The organism is Streptomyces sp. NPDC001920 (genome assembly GCF_053594495.1).
In genome coordinates, this window is record NZ_JBSFEP010000005.1 from 95,017 (window position 1) to 113,256 (window position 18,240).

Genomic DNA, 18,240 nt, shown 5'->3' on the forward strand with positions numbered 1-18,240 from the left:
ACGGGCGTCCTTGGAGGCATCGATGCTGGCCAAGCTGTCAACGCGGCCCGCGCTGCGGCGCTGCGCGGTCACCGGTGCGGTCGGACTGGCCGTGCTCGGCACCGGGCTGCCGGCCGCCAGGGACGACGCCGAGTCCGACCTCAGCCGCTTCTACGAGCAGAAGATCAGCTGGGCGAAGTGCCCGGGTGAGGGCCTGCCCGAGGATCTGCAGTGCGGCAAGATCACCGTCCCCCTCGACTACGCCCACCCGCGCGAGGGGACCCTGGATCTGGCGCTCGCCCGCTACCGGGCCACGGGCGAGAAGCGGGGATCGGTGCTGCTGAACTTCGGCGGGCCGGGCGGCGCGGGCGTACCCGAGTTCATGTCGGGCGGCAAGGAGTTCATGGAGCTGACGGACGGCTACGACATCGTGACCTTCGATCCGCGCGGTGTCGGCCGATCCTCGCCGGTCAGCTGCGGGGACATCGAGGAGAACGTCGACCTCCCGGACGACGGCACACAACTCGACCGCGATCCGCGCCACGTCCTCGACCAGCTGCAGCAGGCGGCCGACGCCTGCGCCCGGCACTCCGGGCCGGTGCTCCGGCACATCGGTACGGTCGACGCCTCCCGCGACATGGACGTGATGCGCGCGGCCCTGGGCGACGAGAAGCTCAACTACCTCGGTTTCTCCTACGGCACGCGGCTCGGCGCGGTGTACGCCGCGCAATTCCCGGACAAGGTGGGCCGGTTGGTGCTCGACGGCGTGGACACGCTGACCGAACCGCTCACCGAGCAGGGGGTCGCGGGCGCGAAGGGGCAGCAGCAGGCGCTGGACGACTTCATCGACTGGTGCGTGAAGGACATCGCCTGCCCGTTCGGAACGGACGCGCGCGAGGCCAGGAAGGAGGTCGTACGGCTGGTCGACTCGCTGGACGAGGACCCGGTGCCGTCGGCCTTCGGTGAGCCGTTCACCGGACAGGACCTCGTGGGCGCGATCGGACAGGGGCTCTACAGCGAGGAGTTGTGGCCCTCCCTGGAGCGCGCCCTCGCCTCGCTGGTCGAGGACGGAGACACACACGCCATCGAGTCCTTCGCCTCCGGCGGGGCCGCGCCGGTGCGCCGGGAGGAGACCGAGGACCCCGACGGGAGTCTGGTCGACGAGGAGGACATCCCCCTCGACAACCTTCCCGCGGCGCTGATGGCGATCAACTGCGCGGACGATCCCGACCGCCCCACCGCCGACCAGATCATCCGCAATCTGGACCGGCTGCGCGCCGAGTACGAGCAGGCGTCACCGGTCTTCGGCCCGTACCGGCTGACCGGGGTGCTGATGTGCTACGGCCGCCCCAGGGGCACGGACTTCATCCGCGACGAGGTCAAGGACGTCGACACGCCGAAGATGCTCCTCGTCGGCACCCGCGGCGACCCGGCGACGCCGTACCGCTGGACCGTGCAGACGGCGGACCGGCTCGGTTCCTCCGCCGTGGTCCTGGACAACAGAAGCAGTGGTCACACGGGATACGGCTCCTCCAAGTGCGTGCACCGCAAGGTCGACGCCTTCCTGCTGTACGGCACCCTTCCGGCCGACGGCAGCTCGTGCGGCCCGCAGGGCGACCGGGAGTAGGTGCGGGCCGGTTCAGGGGGTGCCGGATTGCCCCTAATGCCCGATCGGTGAATCGGTCCTATCGTGCTGTTATGGAGCACGCACTCAGTCCCACGACCCTCTCCGAGCTGCGGCGCCCGCGCCCCTATCCGGCGGTGTCCGTGCTGACGCCGACGCATCGCCGGGAGCCCTATCGAGCCCAGGACCAGGTCCGGCTGCGCAATGTCGTGGCCGAGGCCAAGAAGCAACTGGAGGCTGATCCGTCGGTCACCCGGGAGCGGCGGGTGGACGTCGAGCGACAGCTCGACCAGGCCCTGGCCGAGGTCGATCTCACATACGCCGAGGACGGCCTGGCGATCTTCGCCGCCCCGGGTGAGCACCAGGTGTGGTCGCTCGCCCGCACGGTGCCCGAGCGTGTGGTGCTCTCGGACACCTTCCTGACCCGCAACCTCGTCTCCGCACACGCCGCCGAGCGACCGTTCTGGGTACTGTCGGTCTCCGCCGACCGCGTCACGCTGTGGAACGGCAGCCCGGACCGCGTCACGGAGGCCAGGGTCGGCGGCTTCCCGCGGACCAGACGCATCGAGAACTTCGACGCCGAGCGCCAGGAGCGGATCGGCAACATCCCGAGCACCTTCAACGACGAGGACACCCGGCACTTCCTGCGCGACGCCGACCTCGCACTGCGCGAACTCATGCGCGACGACCCACGGCCGCTGTACCTCACCGGTGCACCGGAGGCGCTGGCCGTGCTGGACGAGCTGGGCAGCGTCACCAAGGACGCGCCGCGCGTCCCGCACGGCGGGCTCGCGCACGGCGCGGCGGCCTCGGTGTGGCAGGCGGTGCTGCCGCAGGTCGCCGACCAGGACCGGCGCAACACCGCCGCGGTGACGCGGGAACTCGAATCCGCGCGCGGCCGCAAGGCGTTCGCCGCCGGGGTCGACGAGGTGTGGCGCAGCGCCCGCGAGGGCCGGATCCGGCTGCTGGCGGTCGAGGAGAACTATCGGGCGACCGTGCGGGGCGAGGACGGCGATCATCTGATCCCCGCCGAGAGCGGCGATCTCGACGCCCGCGAGGACATCGTGGACGAGATCGTCGAACAGTGCCTGGAGACCGGCGCGGAGGTCCGCTTCGTACCGGACGGCACGCTGGGCGACGCTCAGGGCATCGCGGGCGTGCTGCGGTACTGACGCCACGGCGGCGAGGAGGCGCGGGCCTTCACCTCACACACCGTCGAAGAGCGCATTGAGGCCGCGCTCGACGACCTCACCGAGGTCCTCCTCGCCGGACGCGACCACGGCGTAGGTCCGCAGCAGGAAACGGTCGAGGGCGGGGGTGTCGAACTGGAGCAGGGCCATGCCGTGGGGCGAGTGCAGCTCCATGGCCGTGCGCCCCGGTCCGCACGGCCGGATGTGCACGTCCCCGGCCCCGGCCGGCCCGCACAACCCCGTCTCCAGCAGACTGCGGGCGAAGGTCCACGTGGCACCGCAACCGTCGAGGGAGACCTCGCCCGGGAAGTCGATGTGCACCGCCAGCGGGTCCGTGGAGGCGTACCGCAGCCGGGCGGGAACGGGGAGTTCGCGCTCCTCGGCGGTGATCAGACGGGCACGGGCGGGCTGCTCGAGGGCGATGTCCATGGGCGTCTCCCCTGCGGTTCGTCGGACGGTTTTGCCGCTGTGCCTTTTACGACCCCGCAGCAGCCGTTTGCATTACACCCGAGCGCCATCCAATTGTGTGAGGTACATCACTCCTCGGCGGTGCAACCGTTCCGTCAGCGACGGGCAGCGGTGATCACCGCGAGCTTTTAGAACACGCAGCCGTCGAACACTCGAATGAGCGCGAGGCGATCGACCCGATCTGGCGCCAAATCACGTACGCCGCCTACGACTTGAGCCTTGGGCGACATACCGCATCGGCGCGAGGCAGACCCTCCGTGAAGACTCTGGCATATGCCAGACGCACCACCGAATCGGGTGTTGCCAAATCCCTTACAGGGCGTCGCGGGCTGTGCAAGAGTCGTAACGGTCCTTCCGTCAGCCTTGGTCGTACCGTCCCCGCATCGGAGTGCGTCATGCCGCCCCATCTCTCTGCGGACCGCCCCGCCGCACAGCCACCCGGACGCGGCTCGGTCGACGCGCTCATATCGCAGACGCGACGACTCAAGGGCGAGGTCGACGCCGTACGCAGGGACACGCACATCGACGACACGGACCCGCGGGAGCGTTGGCAGCGGGCGGTGTACGACCTCGCGCTGCACCAGCTCGACGACCTCGACGAGCACCTGGCCCAGCTGCGGGACGGCCCCGTCCTCGCCGCCCAGGAAGCCGCGGCCCCGCCGGTGAAGTCGGCCGTCCCACCCGCCGCCCGGCGCGGCTCGCTGCTCAGCCGGGTCGGCAGCGCGGAGTGGAACCTGCTGACGGACGAGGCCAGTTGGTCCGGGGAGCTCTACCAGATCCTGGGGCGGGACCCGACCGCCGCGCCACTCACCCTCGACGAGCTGCCGTCCCTGGTGCTTGACGAGGACCGGTCGACGCTGACGGCGATGGTCACCGGCTGTCTGATCGACGCCAAGCCCATCGACGGGGAGTTCCGCATCGTGCGGCCGGACGGCGAGGTCCGGACCGTGCACATGATGGGCGAGCCCGTGCTCGACACTGACGGCAGCACCGCCTCGATGTGGGCCGTCCTGCGGGACGTCAGCGAACTGCGCCGATGCCGGCGCGCGGTGAGCGAGACCCGTGACTCGCTGCGGCGCCACCGGCACGAGGAGCAGACCGAGCACCGGCTCGCGGTCGAGTTGCAGGAGGCCGTGCTGCCGCCGTGGCGCGGCTCCCTGCGGCTCCCGCATCGAGGCCCCGAGACGCTGGACCTGGCAGCCCGCTATCTGCCCTCCGCAACGAGCGCGCTGATCGGCGGCGACTGGTACGACGCGCTCGAACTGGTCGACGGGGACACCCTGTTGAGCGTGGGTGACCTCACCGGGCACGGCGTCGCCGTGACCTCGGGCATGGCGACCCTGCTGGGTGCCGTACGGGGCATGGCGATGGCGGGCACCCAGCCGGGCCAACTCATGTCCTGGCTCAACCAGTTGCTCGACGCCACCGTCCAGCCCGCCCTGGGCAGCGCCGTCTGCTGCCGCTACCGCCCCGCGTCCCGCACCCTGACCTGGGCGCAGGCCGGACACCCCGCCCCACTGCTGTTCCGCGGCGGGACGGGGCGCAGGCTGAGCGCACCGGACGGCGTCCTGCTCGGCGCCACCCCGGGAGCCGTCTACGCACAGGCCGAGGAGGCCCTTGAGGTGGACGACCTGCTGCTGCTGCACACCGACGGACTGGTGCCGGAGCACAGCGGCGCGGACTCCGTGAACCGCCTCCTGGACCTCGCCCCGCGCTTCGGCGAGGCGGACACCGCACAGGACTGCGTACGGCTGATCATCGAGGCGTTCGGTGAGAGCGAGCGCGAGAACGACGCCTGCGTGCTCGTCGCCAGGGTGACGTCCTAGGCCTGGTAGTCACCAGGCCGGGTGCAGTCGTCCCTCAGTCCTGGCGGTCAAGGGAACCGGTTACTCACAACGGTCGGGCGGGGCGCACATTTCCCCTGTTCCTGCACATGCTTCCGTTCCTGTAGGTGCTCCTGTTCCTGTGCAGTCGCCCTATGCCTGTGCCCTGTTGCCGCCGCCCGGCTTCTTCGCCCTGGGCAGCGCCGACTCGATCTCCTCCCGCAGTTCCTGGATCTTCGGGTAGCTGGAGTACTCGGCGGTGAGCCGGTACATCTGGCGCAGCCGGTCCCAGGTACGACCGGAGGAGTTCGCGCCCATCGACATCAGGGCCAGCCGTGCGTACCGGTCCGCCTGTTCGGGGTCGTCCGCGATGAAGCAGGCGGACGCCATGGACAGATGGTCGAAGATCTTCGACCGCTCCCTGCCGTCGTTGCGCAGGGCCAGGGCCTTCTCCGCGTAGTGCTGGGCGTGCGCGGCCGCTCCCGGCTCGAACTCGGCCAGCGTGCGGTAGGCCAGGGCCTGCATGCCGTACAGATCCTCGTCCTTGAAGGTCTGCATCCAGCTCGGCGACGGCACGTCGCTCTTGTCGGAGACGAAGAGGTCCTCCGCCTGGCCGAGGGTGCGGCGCATGGCCTGGCCCTTGCCCATCGACGCCTGCGCCCATGCCTCGATGGTGTGGAACATGGCCTTGGTACGCGGCAGCAGCTGGTCGCCGGAGCCGGACTGGGCCAGTTTCATCAGGTCGAGTGCGTCGTCAGGCCGGCCGAGGTGCACCATCTGGCGAGCCGCTCTGGAGAGCGCCTCCCCGGCGCGGGGCCGGTCGCCACCCTCTCGGGCCGCGTGGGCGGCGATGACGAAGTACTTCTGCGCCGTGGGCTCCAGGCCGACGTCGTGCGACATCCAGCCCGCGAGGACGGCGAGGTTGGCGGCGACGCCCCACAGGCGCCGCTGGAGATGTTCGGGGTGACGGTAGGCGAGCATGCCGCCCACTTCGTTGAGCTGTCCTACGACTGCCTTGCGCTGCAGCCCGCCGCCGCGGGCCGCGTCCCAGGCCCGGAACACCTCGACCGAGCGCTCCAGTTCCTCGATCTCCTGCGACCCGATGGGGGCGGCCTCGTAGCGGTCGAACCCGGCGGGGTCGGCGTGCAGAGGGTCGTCGAAGTGGGGGGCGTCGGCCTTGAGGGCCGGGTCGGTGCGCAGCCAGTCGTGCATGGCGCTGCTGAGTGCGGATCCCGCGGCGAGCGCGGCACCCGCGCCCACCAAGCCGCGTCGGTTGAGCATGAGGTCCATTCCCGTGAATTCGGTGAGGACCGCGGCGGTCCGTTCGGGCGCCCACGGCACACCGTCGGGATGCTCCACATTCCCGGCGTCCTGCCGTTTCCCCGCACGCCCGTGCCGGACCAGACCGAGGTCCTCGATGGTCACGACACGGCCGAGACGCTCGGTGAACAGGGCTGCCAGCACCCTCGGCACCGGATCGCGCGGGATCTCTCCCATGTCGATCCACCGCCGCACCCGCGAGGTGTCGGTCGCCAGCTGGGGGTGGCCCATGGCCGCCGCCTGCCGGTTGACCAGCCTCGCGAGCTCGCCCTTGGACCAGCCGGCCAGGCCGAACAGGTCCGCCAGGCGGGTGTTGGGTTCTCCGCTCACGTCAAGCCCCCAGGTTCTCGGCTGAGTTGACAGTAGCCCGGTGAGAGTTGCCCCGGGACTATTCGCCAGGGTTCGCCAGGGTGCGCCAGATGGTGTGCCACTGGGCATCGGGTGTCAGGTAGGAACGCGCCACCCCGACCCGGTCGCCCTCCAGCTACGGCTGGTGCATTCCCCAGGGTGCACCTGGGCGGCCGGATCGGGCAGCGCTTTGACGTCGCAGGCACACGAAGGGATCTGTCTCTCCCATGTACGCAGCATCGTCCTCCGTGTCCGCCCCGCCCCGGTCGCTGCACCCCCGCCCGACGGGCGGCGGCCCCTACCTCGCCCCCGCGCGTACGGCGGGCACGCCCGTGCTCGGTGCGGGCCGGACGCCGCGTCCCGCGGGGCTCGGCACCCAACCGCTCAGCGGGAGACTCGACTTGTCCGGCCCCCAGGGCGCCCAGCTGCGTACGGCGATCGCGTCGGTGCACCGGATCTGCCCGGAGTTCGCCCCGGTGCAGGTACTGCGCCGCAGCGGGCGGTCCGTGCTCCTGGTCGGCACGACCGGGCGCAGCACGGCCGTCGCCAAGTGTTTACTCGACCACTCCCCCGTGTGGGCCGAGCGGACCCGCCACGAGATAGCGGCATACCGCTCGTTCGTCCGGCACCGCCCTCCGGTGCGCGTGCCGAGACTGATCGCAGCGGATCCGGACAACTGCACACTGGTCATCGAGCGGATGCCGGGACGGGTGGCGGCACTTCAACGGCATCCGTTGGAGACCCCGCCGCGTGCGGACATCAGGGCGGCGCTCGGCGCGATCTGCCGGCTCAACACCTGGCGTCCGCCGGCGGGCACCTTCGACGCACCGCTCGACTACGCCGCCCGGATCTCCCGGTACCACGAGCTGGGGTTGCTCACCGACCGGGACATGGGCGATCTGCAGAAGCTGCTGCACGGCATCGCGGCGAGCGCGGGCCGCCAGGGCATGGGCCAGTTCTGCCACGGCGACGCACTGCTGTCGAACATCCTGCTCTCACCGGCCGGTCCAGTGCTGGTGGACTGGGAGCACGCGGGCTGGTACCTGCCGGGCTACGACCTGGCGACGCTGTGGTCGGTGCTCGGGGACGCACCGGTCGCGCGGCGGCAGATCAGTCAGATCGCCCAGTCGGCGGGCCCCGCCTCGCGGGACGCCTTCCTGGTGAACCTGATGCTCGTGCTGACCCGTGAGATCCGTACGTACGAGACGGCCGTGCAGCGTTCGATGCACGACACGACCCCGGCGGCACCGGGTCAGGCCCACCCGGGTGCTGCGCCGTCCGGCGAGGAACAGCGGCTGCTGCTGCGGCGGCTGCACGACGACTGCCAGCTGGCCCGCCGGGCCGTGCGCGCGGCGGTCGGCACTCGCTGACGGGGACGGTGGCCCGCGGTGCGCCAGGACAACGGCGCACCGCGGGCCTTCGTATGTCCGCCCGCGGAACGTCCACCGGGGTACGCCACTGATGCCCCGCGGGCCCGGGCGGCGTCACCGCGAAACTCCCGGGAGACCCCACTTGACGAGGGATCACCCCGGCCTCTTGCATGATTGACGGATCGTCGGACAGCCGGTAGCACTGACGCACGCCCGGCCACCGCACGGCTCATCGCTACCGACCGTCCCAGGAGGCTGCCATGCGAGGATCCGTCACCGGCCCCGGCAGAGCGGTCGGGCGCACCCACGGCCGGGGCGCCGTCCGCGCGGTGGCCTCGGTGGCGCTGCTGCTGCCGCTGCTGGGTGCGGCCCCGCCCGGCTCCGACACGTCGGCGGACCGCCTGCAGTCGGCCTTCTCCTCCGCCGCCACCCGGTACCACGTGCCCGAGAGCGTCCTGCTCGGCGTCTCCTATCTGCAGTCCCGCTGGGACGCGCACGGCGGGGCGCCCAGCGTGACCGGCGGCTACGGCCCGATGCACCTCACCGACGCCCGCACGGCCCTCGCGCGCGCCACGCCGCACCACAGCGAGGGCTCGGAGGACCCGCGCGGCGACAGTGCCCGCTCGCCCCTGCTCCCGCGGGGGCGGCTGCCGGAGCCCTCCCGGCTCCCGGCCCGCCTCAGGACCCTGCCGAGGGCGGCCGAACTGACCGGGCTGAGTCCGCGGAAGCTGCGTACGGACCCGGCCGCCAACGTGGCCGGCGGCGCCGCCCTGCTCGCCGCCATGCAAAAGGAGCTGGGCCGGCCGCTGAGCGACGACCCGGCGGACTGGTACGGCGCGGTGGCCCGCTTCTCCGGCGCCGACGACACCGCGACGGCGGCGGCGTACGCGAACGACGTCTACGACGTGCTGCGCACCGGCCACAAGCGGCTGACCGACGCGGGCCAGCGAGTCGCCCTGGCTGCCCGGCCCGGCCTCGCCCCCGACACCGGGCAGTTGCGGCGGGCCGGACTGCGCAACGCCGACGCCGCCGGGACCGAATGCCCGCCGACGGTGTCCTGCGAGTGGATCCCGGCGCCGTACGAGCAGTTCGGGGACGGTGACTACGGCAACCACGACCTCGCCGACCGCCCCGCCTCCCAGAGCATCGAGTACATCGTGGTCCATGACACGGAGGGCGCCTGGGAGGGGGTCCTGAAGATGGTCCAGGACCCGGCCTATGTGTCGTGGCAGTACTCGCTGCGTTCCACGGACGGTCACATCGCCCAGCACGTGAAGGCCAAGGACGTGGCGTGGCACGCGGGCAACTGGTACGTCAACGCCAAGTCGATCGGCCTGGAGCACGAGGGTTTCCTGGCGCAGCCGGACGCCTGGTACACGGAGGCGATGTACCGGTCCTCGGCACGCCTGGTGACCTACCTCGCCGAGAAGTACGACATCCCGCTGGACCGGCAGCACATCCTCGGTCATGACACCGTGCCCGGCCCGACCGCCTCGACGGTCCGCGGGATGCACACCGACCCGGGCCCGTACTGGGACTGGCGGCACTACTTCGAGTTGCTCGGCCGTCCCCTCGTCCCCACGGCGGGACCGGACGGCGGTCTGGTGACGATCCGCCCCGACTACGCCGCCAACCGGCCCGGGTACACGGGCTGCGTCACCGCCGGCCGGCCCTGCCCGGCCCACGGTTCGAGCGCGGTGCGGCTGTACTCCGGGCCGGGCGAGTCCTACCCGCTGATCAAGGACATCGCTCTGGGCAGCACCCCGTCCACGGGCGTGAACGACCTGTCGTCGCGGGTCTCGACGGGTCAGCAGTACGCGGTCGCGGGCCGGGACGGCGACTGGACGGCTATCTGGTACCTCGGCCAGAAGGCGTGGTTCAGGAACCCGCAGAAGAACCCGACCGCGGTCGACGCGAAGGGCCTCGTGGTGACGCCCAAGGAGGGGCTCACGTCCGTCCCGGTGTACGGGCGCGCCTACCCGGAGGCAGCGGCGTATCCGGCCGACGTCCCCGTCCAGGCGGTGTCGCCGCTGCCGTACACCGTGCCCGCGGGCCAGAGGTACGCGGTGGGCGACAAGCGGCCGGGCGAGTACTACTACGCCGTGACGTTCGACGCGGACGCGCACCGGGTCGTGGTCGGCGAGGACGAGTACTACCAGATCCAGTTCGGGCACCGGGTGGCGTTCGTGCGGGCGGCGGACGTGCGGGTGGTGCCGTCGGGATCGTGACGGCACCACCGCGAGACGTCAGTCCTGCCTCTGCCGGATGTGACGCCGCCCGGACACGTCAGGGTGCCGTCGTCCGCGGTGGCGGTGTGGTCGGAGCGCGGCGAGGTGTAGCGCAGGGTGAAGGTGACGCTGCCGGGCCGGTCGGCGGCGAGCCGGCCCACGATCACGCCGTCGGGGGCGGAGGCGAAGAAGTCCCGTTGGTGGCGGACGCCTTGGTGGGTGTGGACGACCGAGGCGACGGCGTTGTCGAGGTCGAGTTCGCGGCGGTAGTCAGGCGGGGTCGTCGTCGGCGCGCCGGGCAGGTCGAGACGGAGGTCGCCGAAGGTCTGGTGGGCGCCGTAGCCGATCCTCGGCCGGCCGGGCCTGGCGGCCACGGACTCGGGGTCCAGGGAGGACCGCGCGTCGAGTTCGTCCTGTACCGCTGGGACCGCGTCCTCCGCCGTGACACATCGGATGAATCAGCGATGGCTTCTTCCATCGTCCCGGTGCTCAGCGCAAGCCCTCCGGCTCCTCCGGCTCCTCCGGCCGCTGCTTTTAACGTCGCTCTCCGAGTGATCCCATGAGGCTCATACGACATGACCCCCGACGCTAGAGATCCGATGACTCTGCGGCGAGGGTCATGACGACACGAACATCGCCCTCGTCCGGTCGAGGGCGCCCGCGTGACGGGTTCAGCCCTGCTGGAAGAGCTCCGCCGGGAGCGGCTTGAGGAGGGCGTACAGGTCGTCGGTGATGGGGCGGTCCCAGGCTGCGATGGTGACCAGGACATTGTCGCTGCGGTCGAACTGCACGCAGGAGATCCGGCTCTCGGAGAGCTTCAGCCGACGCACGATCAGCAGGTTGTCGCCCTGCATCACCGGTACGTCCTCGCTGCCGACGACCGTGACCTCCTCGTCGTTCTCCAGGGCCAGCAGCAGCTGCGCGACCTCGAACGGGATCTCGCCGTCAGCGACCTCACGGGCCGGTGAGCCCTCGGGCAGGTTGCCGATGATCATCGCGGGGCCGCGGCCGCCGAAGAGGTCGTAACGCAGGAAGACGCCCTGGCAGCTGCCGTCGGGGGCGGGCAGCAGCCCGGCACCCAGGTTGCCGGGCCAGTCGCCCGGGTCCATGGCCAGAACGTCGAAGTCGGGCCCGGCGGGCGTGGCACTGCGGCGGCGGAGGAACGACATGTCGCCATGGTACGTGGCCGGGGGTGTTCCGTGACGTGCGGGCATCGGCCGGAGGACCGCTCCCGGGCCCGGGGAACGGGCACTCGGCTGCCCCCGTCGGGCCGCCGGGCGCCGGGAAACTCCCTTGCCGGCGGCAGCCTGCCGTCCTACGGTCCCGATCATGCTGCCTCCGGTGGAAACAGACGAGGAATGGGACGCTGTCGTCCCCGACGAGACGGTGATGCGCCCCGGAGCGGAGGACCTGTGCGCCCGCCTCGGTCTGGGCGGCCTCCCGCTGGCGCGCTTCCCGGAGGGCTCGCAACCGGTCTACGCCGTGGGCGACGAACACGTCCTCAAGCTGTTCCCTTCGGCGGCCGCACGGGACGGCGAGGCCGAGGGGCGCGTCCTGACGCACGTCCAGGGGCTGCTGCCGGTACCGACTCCGCACGTGCGCGACGCCGGCACGTACGAGAACGGCTGGCGGTACGTGCTGATGTCCCGGCTGCGCGGTGAGAACCTGGCCGGCGCCTGGGACCGCGTCCCGTCCGCCGACCGTGAGCGGCTGGTCACCGAGATCGGTGAGGCCCTCGCCGTGCTGCACGGGCTCGACGCCACGCCGCTCGACGACGTCCTGGGCCCCGGGGACTGGGGCGCCTTCGTGGACCGGCAGCGGGCCGGGGCCGTGGCGCAGCAGCACGGACACGGGTTGTCCGCCGCCTGGCTGGAGCAGATCCCCGACTTCCTCGCCTCGGTGCCGCTGCCCCGGGCTCCGCAGGGTTCGCTGTTGCACACCGAGGTCATGCGGCAGCACTTCCTGGTCGATCCCGACGGCTGGCGGCTGACCGGCCTGTTCGACTTCGAGCCCGCCATGATCGGGGACCGGGCGTACGACTTCGTCGGGGTGGGCCTGTTCGTCACCCGCGGCGACCCACGGCTGCTGGCCCGTCTCACCGGGTCGTACGGCAAGCCCTTCGACCCGGCCGAGGTGCTCGCGTACACCTTGCTGCACGTGTACAGCAATCTCCCGTGGTACTTGAGGGAGCTGGGGGAACCTGCCGACGGCACGCTGCCGTCCCTGGCCGAGGCTTGGTTCGGTATCGCCTGATCTGCTCGGGCGGCCGTCACTCCTGCGGCGGCGCGGGCGGCACCACCGCCACCGGGCTCGCGGCGTGCAGCAGGACCGCCTGCGCCACCGTGCCCATCATGCGGGCGGGGGCCAGCAGGCGACGCCGGTGACGGCCCACCACGACCAGGTGTGCGTCCTTCGACGCGGCGACCAGATGGCCGGCGGCGTCGCCGGGGGCGATGTACGGCTCGGCGTGGACCTCCGGGTGCCGTGCCCGGTGCGGGGCGAGGAAGCCCTCGGCGAGGGCGCGGGTGTCCTGCTCGACGGCGTCCTGGTCCACGGCCGGCGGCATGATCTGGGCGGGGGCCGCCGTCCAGATGTGCGCGGGCCACGAGTAGGCGGCGACGACCTGGAGCCAGGCGCCGCGCAGGGCGGCCTGGGTGAAGGCGAAGGCCAGCGTGGCCTCGTCGGGGCTGTCGACCTGAAGCCCGACCACGACGCGCGGCCCCGGCTCGACCGGCATGTCCTCGGGTACCTGACGTCCCGGTTTGGGCACCACGACGACCGGGCACTGCGCGTCGCGTGCGGCGGCCATGCCGGTCGAGCCGAGCAGCAGGCCGGCGAAGCCGCCGCGCCCCCGGGATCCGAGCACCAACAGCTCGGCTTCGGTGCCCAGTTCGGACAACACCGCGCCGGGCGCGCCCTCAAGGGCGACGTACCGCAGCTCCGGCCGCTCGGCCCGTCCCGCCAGGTACCGGCCCACGTGGTCGAGCACCGGGTCGTCCTCCGGTACGGGGCGTCCCGCGGGCAGCACGTCGGGCCTGGCCCAGGCGGGGAACTGCTGCACATGGACCACTCGCAGCGGCGCCCCGAGCACCAGGGCGGTGTCGAAGGCCCAGTCCAGGGCGACCAGGCTGTCGTCGGAGCCATCGACCGCCACGATGACCGGCAGGGTGCTCATGGGTTCCTCACCTCCGGAGTACGACCTTGCCCCTCCCGTCGCCAGCCTCGCTCAGGCGTCGGCCCCAGGGGGGTTCTGCGGTCGCGTGTCCGGAAAAACGGGCGGAACACACCCGGATCGGCCGGGCGGTGGCGGCCGGCGCGCGGGCCCTGCCCGCCGGCCCACCTGTGGCCGCGTCTCACGTCAGGTCGAACTCGCCCTCCCGTGCATTCGACACGAAGGCACCCCATTCGGCGGGTGTGAAGATCAGGGACGGGCTCTGTGGGCGGTCGCTGTTGCGCATCGCGATGAATCCCTCGACAAAGGCGATCTGGACATCGCCCAGGCCGCGACTGCTCGAGTGCCAGTCGGCGTTGCTGAGGTCCAGTTCCGGCTTGTCCCAGCCCGTGAGCGGCTGCTGCTGGATGGTGGTGCTCTCGGCCACGTCCGTGCTCCTCCCGGTTCGTCGTCCGCGGCCAGCCTAGCGATCGGTTCCGGGTGCCGACAGGCCACGCGAGGGGGACCTTTGCGCAAGTGGTCCCCACCGCGGCCGGCTCAGGTGTCCGGGGGCTCGGAGCCCACGAGCCACATGGAGAAGAACTGCGAACCGCCGCCGTAGGCGTGCCCGAGCACCTTGCGGGCCCGCTCCATCTGGTGCTCCCCGGCGCGTCGGCGCACCTGCAGGGCGGCCTCGGCGAAGCGGATCATCCCGGAGGCTCCGATGGGGTTGGTGGACAGCACGCCGCCCGACATGTTGACGGGCAGGTCGCCGTCGAGTTCGGTGACCCCGGACTCGGTGAGCTTCCAGCCCTCGCCCTCCGCGGCGAAGCCGAGGTTCTCCAGCCACATGGGCTCGTACCAGGAGAACGGCACATAGATCTCGGCGCCGTCGATCTCACGGCGCGGGTCGGCGATCTGGGCCTGCCGGTACACGTCGGCCGCGCAGTCCTTGCCGGCCTGGGGAGAGACGAAGTCCTTGCCGGCGAACATGGTGGGCTCGCTGCGCATGGCGCCGCCGAGCACCCAGGCGGGCGGGCCGGGCGCACGGGCGGCTCCGGCACGGTCGGTGAGGACCATCGCGCAGGCGCCGTCGGAGGACGGGCAGGTCTCGGAGTAGCGGATGGGGTCCCAGAGCATGGGCGAGGCCTGCACCTTCTCCAGGGTGATGTCGTGCTCGTGGAGGTGGGCGTAGGGGTTCTTCAGGGCGTTGCGCCGGTCCTTGTACGCCACCAGGGAGCCGACCGTGTCGGGTGCGCCGCTGCGCCGCATGTAGGCCCGTACGTGCGGGGCGAAGAAGCCTCCCGCGCCGGCCAGCAGGGGCTGCTGGAACGGGACGGGCAGGGACAGCCCCCACATGGCGTTGGACTCCGACTGCTTCTCGAAGGCGAGCGTCAGCACGGTGCCGTGGACGCGGGCGGCGACCAGGTTGGCGGCGACGAGGGCGGTGGATCCGCCGACGGAGCCGGCCGTGTGCACCCGCAGCATGGGCTTGCCCACGGCGCCCAGCGCGTCGGCGAGGTACAGCTCCGGCATCATCACGCCCTCGAAGAAGTCGGGCGCCTTGCCGATGACGACGGCGTCGATGTCGGGCCAGCTCAACTCGGCGTCGTTCAGGGCCCGTTGTGCCGCCTCGCGGACGAGCCCGGCGATCGACACGTCCCGGCGTGCCGCGACGTGCTTGGTCTGGCCGACGCCTACGACGGCCACGGGTTCCTTGCTCATCGCGGATCCCCTTCCAGTACGGCGACCAGGTTCTGCTGCAGACACGGGCCGGAGGTGGCGTGCGCGAGCGCCCGGTCGGACTCGCCCCGGTGGATACGTGCGGCCGCCTCCCCGAGACGGATGAGTCCGGCAGCCATCATCGGGTTGGCGGCGAGGGCCCCGCCCGAAGGGTTGACGCGCACGCTGTCGTCGAGTGCGAGCGCCTTGCGCAGGACGACCTCCTGGGACGTGAACGGCGCGTGCAACTCGGCGGTGTCGACGGGCTGTTCGAAGACCCCGGCGTTCTCGGCGGCCAGGCGCGTCGAGGGCGAGTCGGTCAGGTCACGGACGCCCAGGCCGTGAGCCTCGATGCGGTGGTCGATGCCGCGGATCCAGGCGGGCCGTGCGCACAGCTCGCGGGCCCGCTGCCCCGCCGCGAGGATCACCGCGGCGGCTCCGTCACCGATCGGTGGGCAGTCTCCGGTGCGAAGCGGCCGTACGACGTACTCCCCCTGCGGCACCGGACCTCGTAGTTGGGCATGGGGGTTGGTGGTGGCGTCGGCGCGGCTGCGGGCGGCGACCGCCGCGAGCGCGGGCTCGTCCGTGTCGCCCGCGTCGACGAGGGCGCGCGCCTGGAGGGCGGCCAGGGCGACGGAGTCGGGCCAGAGGGGGGCCACGTAGTAGGGGTCGAGCTGGCGGGTGAGGACGTCTCGGAGGGGGCCGGGTGACGACTTGCCGTAGGAGTAGACCAGTGCCGTGTCGGCGTCCCCCGTCAGCAGCTTGGTCCATGCCTCGTACAGTGCCCAGGCTCCGTCCATCTCCACGTGCGACTCGGAGATCGGCGGCCAGGCGCCGACGCCGTCGAGGGCCAGGGTGAAGGAGAAGGCGCGGCCGGCGAGGTAGTCGCTGGAGCCGGAGCAGGTGAAGCCGATGTCGGCGGTCTTCAGGCCGGTCTGCGCGAGCACGTCGTGCAGAACGGGCATGAGCATCTCGACCTCGGAGAGCTCCTCGCTGGTGCGCCGGTGGTCGGTCTGCGCGAAGGCGACGACGGCGATCTCACGGCTCACAGCAGCTCCCGGTAGGTGTCGTAGTCCGCGTCCGGCTCGCCCGTGGGCCGGTAGTGGTCGGGGTAGCGGGCGCCTTCCGTCCACACGGGCTCGACCCGCAGACCCATGCGCACCTGGTCGTAGGGGATGCCGCCGATCCGGCCGTGCAGGGCGAGGTCGGCGCCGTCGAGAGCGATGTGGGCGTAGACGTAGGGGACTTCGATGTCGAGGTTCTTCGCTTTGATGTTGACGATGCAGAAGGTGGTGACCGTGCCGTGAGGACCCACCTCGACCTGTTCCGATGTGGGGACCCCACATGTGGGGCACGCACCCCTCGGCGGGACGTACACCTTTCGGCAGGACGGGCAGCGTTCGCCGACGTTGCGGTTCTCGGCGAGGGCGTTGATGTAGGCGGACTGGGCACGGCCGGGTGAATAGGTGTAGTCGAGGCGGGCGGGGGCGACCGTCCCGGTGACCGGGTCGTCGAACTCGTCGGTGTGCGGCATCGCTTCGGCCCGGCCGCCGTCGCCGGGACCGTCGCTGCCGGGGTCGCCGGGGGCGTCCTGGTACGGCTCGAAGCAGGCGATGTCCGTGATGGCACCGGTGCGTTCCGCGGCCCAGCGGACGCGTACGCGCATGCCGGTGCGGACGGCGTCGGGGCCGGGGGCGTCGAGGGCGTGCAGGAGGGCGGTGTCGGCGCCGTCGAGGCGGACGAGGACCCAGGCGAAGGGCGTGTCGAGGGGCTGGTCGCGGCGGGGGGCGGGGTTCCAGGCCCAGGTGGTGACGGTGCCCGTGGGGGCCACCTCGACCAGGTCGTGGATCTCCTCGGCGGTGACGGGGTCGTACTCGACGGGCGGGACGAGCGTGCGGCCGTCGCCGGTGCGCACCCCGAGGACGACACGCTCGCGCAGGCCGGTGAGGAAGGCGCTCTGGACGGGGCCGAGGGAACGGGTGAAGGGGAACTCGACGACGAGCGGCGCTTTGAGGACTTCGGGCATCGCGGGCTTGCCTCCTGCGAAGGTCAGGGTGCGTGGGGTGGACGGCAACCGAGCGGAATCGGTACGGCGCGCCCCCTGCGGTCGCCCGTGGGCGGGCGGGCTTCGCGGACGGGCCAGGAGCGGAGGGTCTGCGCCACCGGCCGCGAGACGGCACGCGGTTTTTTGAACCGGACCCGGCCGGCGCAGCGCCTACGCACGCTTGTAGACCGGCGGCCGCTTCTCCGCGAAGGCGCGGGCGCCTTCCTTGGCGTCGGCGGTGTCGAAGACCGGCCACCCGCGTTCGAGTTCGGCGGCGAGCCCGTCGGTCTCGGTCATCTCGGCGGCCTCGTAGACGGACGCCTTGACGGCCTCTACGGCCAGCGGACCACAGGCGTTGATCTGTTCGGCGATCTCCAGGGCCTTGGCCAACGCTGTGCCGTCGGGGACGACATGCCCGATCAGGCCGATGCCGGCGGCCTCCCGGGCGCTGTAGGGGCGGCCGGTGAGCAGCATCTCCAGAGCGTGGGTGCGGGGGATCTGGCGCTGGAGGCGGACCGTGGAGCCGCCGATCGGGAAGAGCCCGCGTCTGACCTCGAACAGGCCGAAGGTGGCGGACTCGCCGGCGACGCGGATGTCGGTGCCCTGGAGCATCTCGGTGCCGCCCGCGACGCAGTACCCCTCGACGGCGGCGATCACCGGCTTGCGCGGGCGGTGGTGGCGCAGCATGGCCTTCCAGTGCAGGTCCGGATCGGCCTTGAGGCGGTCGCGGTACCGCTCCCCGGCCATGCCGTCGCCCGCGAGTGCCTTGAGGTCCATTCCGGCGCAGAAGCAGCCGCCCGCGCCGGTGAAGACGATCGAGCGGATCGAGTCGTCGGCGTCGGCCTCGACCCAGCCGTCGTACAGACCGACCAGCATCGGCAACGAGAGCGCGTTCTTCGCCTGCGGCCTGTTGAGCGTGAGCACCAGCGTGGCGCCCTCGCGCCGCACCGTGAGGTGTTCCGTCCCACCCATG

Annotated in this window: 16 protein-coding genes; 6 read left to right on the top strand and 10 right to left on the bottom strand. The window is 71.8% G+C overall.

Annotated features, from left to right (window positions below; translation table 11 throughout):
- Positions 1–22 precede the first annotated feature (22 nt).
- Together ACWCPI_RS10035 and ACWCPI_RS10040 are read left to right on the top strand one after the other, a co-directional pair.
- Positions 23–1,606 (top strand): alpha/beta hydrolase, encoded by a 1,584-nt coding sequence (locus ACWCPI_RS10035; protein ID WP_451037663.1) that lies wholly within the window; start codon positions 23–25, stop codon positions 1,604–1,606.
- A gap of 71 nt (positions 1,607–1,677) precedes the next feature.
- The gene (locus tag ACWCPI_RS10040) at positions 1,678–2,775 is read left to right on the top strand and encodes a baeRF3 domain-containing protein (RefSeq protein ID WP_451037664.1); all 1,098 of its coding nucleotides are present in this window, start codon (positions 1,678–1,680) and stop codon (positions 2,773–2,775) included.
- Positions 2,776–2,808: 33 nt separating this feature from the next.
- On the opposite strand, the gene ACWCPI_RS10045 is transcribed toward ACWCPI_RS10040, so the two are convergent.
- Positions 2,809–3,222, bottom strand: a complete 414-nt coding sequence (locus ACWCPI_RS10045; protein WP_451037665.1) for an SsgA family sporulation/cell division regulator — start codon at positions 3,220–3,222, stop codon at positions 2,809–2,811.
- A 434-nt stretch (positions 3,223–3,656) separates the two neighbouring features.
- Here ACWCPI_RS10045 and ACWCPI_RS10050 point away from each other — a divergent pair, with 434 nt between their 5' ends.
- On the top strand, positions 3,657–5,087 hold the full coding sequence (locus ACWCPI_RS10050; protein ID WP_451037666.1) for a PP2C family protein-serine/threonine phosphatase: 1,431 nt from the start codon (positions 3,657–3,659) through the stop codon (positions 5,085–5,087).
- A 150-nt stretch (positions 5,088–5,237) separates the two neighbouring features.
- Here ACWCPI_RS10050 and ACWCPI_RS10055 read toward each other — a convergent pair whose 3' ends face one another.
- Positions 5,238–6,734 carry a DNA-binding protein NsdB gene (locus ACWCPI_RS10055; protein WP_451037667.1) on the bottom strand — a complete coding sequence of 499 codons (1,497 nt, stop codon included), beginning with the start codon at positions 6,732–6,734 and terminating at the stop codon, positions 5,238–5,240.
- 245 nt (positions 6,735–6,979) lie between these two features.
- On the opposite strand from ACWCPI_RS10055, the gene ACWCPI_RS10060 reads away from it, so the two are divergent.
- Both ACWCPI_RS10060 and ACWCPI_RS10065 read left to right on the top strand, forming a co-directional pair.
- The gene (locus ACWCPI_RS10060) at positions 6,980–8,122 is read left to right on the top strand and encodes an aminoglycoside phosphotransferase family protein (protein ID WP_451037668.1); all 1,143 of its coding nucleotides are present in this window, start codon (positions 6,980–6,982) and stop codon (positions 8,120–8,122) included.
- A gap of 260 nt (positions 8,123–8,382) precedes the next feature.
- Positions 8,383–10,350: an N-acetylmuramoyl-L-alanine amidase gene (locus ACWCPI_RS10065; protein WP_451037669.1), complete on the top strand. Its 1,968-nt coding sequence runs from the start codon at positions 8,383–8,385 to the stop codon at positions 10,348–10,350.
- Here the strand turns inward: ACWCPI_RS10065 and ACWCPI_RS10070 are convergent.
- Both ACWCPI_RS10070 and ACWCPI_RS10075 read right to left on the bottom strand, forming a co-directional pair.
- Positions 10,275–10,805, bottom strand: coding sequence for a glycoside hydrolase N-terminal domain-containing protein (locus ACWCPI_RS10070; RefSeq protein WP_451037918.1), 531 nt, complete (start codon positions 10,803–10,805; stop codon positions 10,275–10,277). The two genes, ACWCPI_RS10065 and ACWCPI_RS10070, sit on opposite strands and share 76 nt — an antisense overlap.
- Before the next feature lie 216 nt (positions 10,806–11,021).
- On the bottom strand, positions 11,022–11,519 hold the full coding sequence (locus ACWCPI_RS10075) for a hypothetical protein (RefSeq protein WP_451037670.1): 498 nt from the start codon (positions 11,517–11,519) through the stop codon (positions 11,022–11,024).
- Between the two features lie 160 nt (positions 11,520–11,679).
- On the opposite strand from ACWCPI_RS10075, the gene ACWCPI_RS10080 reads away from it, so the two are divergent.
- Entirely contained in the window at positions 11,680–12,603 is a 924-nt protein-coding gene (locus ACWCPI_RS10080) for a phosphotransferase (protein ID WP_451037671.1), read from the top strand.
- 16 nt (positions 12,604–12,619) lie between these two features.
- Here the strand turns inward: ACWCPI_RS10080 and ACWCPI_RS10085 are convergent, their stop codons facing one another.
- The 6 genes from ACWCPI_RS10085 to ACWCPI_RS10110 form a co-directional block, all read right to left on the bottom strand.
- Positions 12,620–13,525 carry a universal stress protein gene (locus tag ACWCPI_RS10085; protein ID WP_451037672.1) on the bottom strand — a complete coding sequence of 302 codons (906 nt, stop codon included), beginning with the start codon at positions 13,523–13,525 and terminating at the stop codon, positions 12,620–12,622.
- 178 nt (positions 13,526–13,703) lie between these two features.
- On the bottom strand, positions 13,704–13,949 hold the full coding sequence (locus ACWCPI_RS10090; protein ID WP_388795861.1) for a DUF397 domain-containing protein: 246 nt from the start codon (positions 13,947–13,949) through the stop codon (positions 13,704–13,706).
- Positions 13,950–14,059: 110 nt separating this feature from the next.
- Positions 14,060–15,226: a thiolase domain-containing protein gene (locus tag ACWCPI_RS10095; RefSeq protein WP_451037673.1), complete on the bottom strand. Its 1,167-nt coding sequence runs from the start codon at positions 15,224–15,226 to the stop codon at positions 14,060–14,062.
- The gene (locus tag ACWCPI_RS10100) at positions 15,223–16,272 is read right to left on the bottom strand and encodes a thiolase domain-containing protein (protein ID WP_451037674.1); all 1,050 of its coding nucleotides are present in this window, start codon (positions 16,270–16,272) and stop codon (positions 15,223–15,225) included. The genes ACWCPI_RS10095 and ACWCPI_RS10100 overlap by 4 nt, the downstream gene beginning before the upstream one ends.
- Positions 16,269–17,249, bottom strand: coding sequence for a Zn-ribbon domain-containing OB-fold protein (locus ACWCPI_RS10105; protein WP_451037675.1), 981 nt, complete (start codon positions 17,247–17,249; stop codon positions 16,269–16,271). Before ACWCPI_RS10105 ends, ACWCPI_RS10100 begins: the two co-directional genes overlap by 4 nt.
- 189 nt (positions 17,250–17,438) lie before the next feature.
- Complete coding sequence (locus ACWCPI_RS10110) at positions 17,439–18,239, bottom strand: crotonase/enoyl-CoA hydratase family protein (protein ID WP_451037676.1); 801 nt, start codon at positions 18,237–18,239, stop codon at positions 17,439–17,441.
- Position 18,240 lies beyond the last annotated feature (1 nt).

Excerpts from the sequence above, each read along its gene's own strand:
- ACWCPI_RS10035 (WP_451037663.1), top strand. The coding sequence starts at position 23 with ATGCTGGCCAAGCTGTCAACGCGGCCCGCGCTGCGGCGCTGCGCGGTC.
- ACWCPI_RS10040 (WP_451037664.1), top strand. The coding sequence starts at position 1,678 with ATGGAGCACGCACTCAGTCCCACGACCCTCTCCGAGCTGCGGCGCCCG.
- ACWCPI_RS10045 (WP_451037665.1), bottom strand. The coding sequence starts at position 3,222 with ATGGACATCGCCCTCGAGCAGCCCGCCCGTGCCCGTCTGATCACCGCC.
- ACWCPI_RS10050 (WP_451037666.1), top strand. The coding sequence starts at position 3,657 with ATGCCGCCCCATCTCTCTGCGGACCGCCCCGCCGCACAGCCACCCGGA.
- ACWCPI_RS10060 (WP_451037668.1), top strand. The coding sequence starts at position 6,980 with ATGTACGCAGCATCGTCCTCCGTGTCCGCCCCGCCCCGGTCGCTGCAC.
- ACWCPI_RS10065 (WP_451037669.1), top strand. The coding sequence starts at position 8,383 with ATGCGAGGATCCGTCACCGGCCCCGGCAGAGCGGTCGGGCGCACCCAC.
- ACWCPI_RS10075 (WP_451037670.1), bottom strand. The coding sequence starts at position 11,519 with ATGTCGTTCCTCCGCCGCCGCAGTGCCACGCCCGCCGGGCCCGACTTC.
- ACWCPI_RS10080 (WP_451037671.1), top strand. The coding sequence starts at position 11,680 with ATGCTGCCTCCGGTGGAAACAGACGAGGAATGGGACGCTGTCGTCCCC.
- ACWCPI_RS10085 (WP_451037672.1), bottom strand. The coding sequence starts at position 13,525 with ATGAGCACCCTGCCGGTCATCGTGGCGGTCGATGGCTCCGACGACAGC.
- ACWCPI_RS10095 (WP_451037673.1), bottom strand. The coding sequence starts at position 15,226 with ATGAGCAAGGAACCCGTGGCCGTCGTAGGCGTCGGCCAGACCAAGCAC.
- ACWCPI_RS10105 (WP_451037675.1), bottom strand. The coding sequence starts at position 17,249 with ATGCCCGAAGTCCTCAAAGCGCCGCTCGTCGTCGAGTTCCCCTTCACC.
- ACWCPI_RS10110 (WP_451037676.1), bottom strand. The coding sequence starts at position 18,239 with ATGGGTGGGACGGAACACCTCACGGTGCGGCGCGAGGGCGCCACGCTG.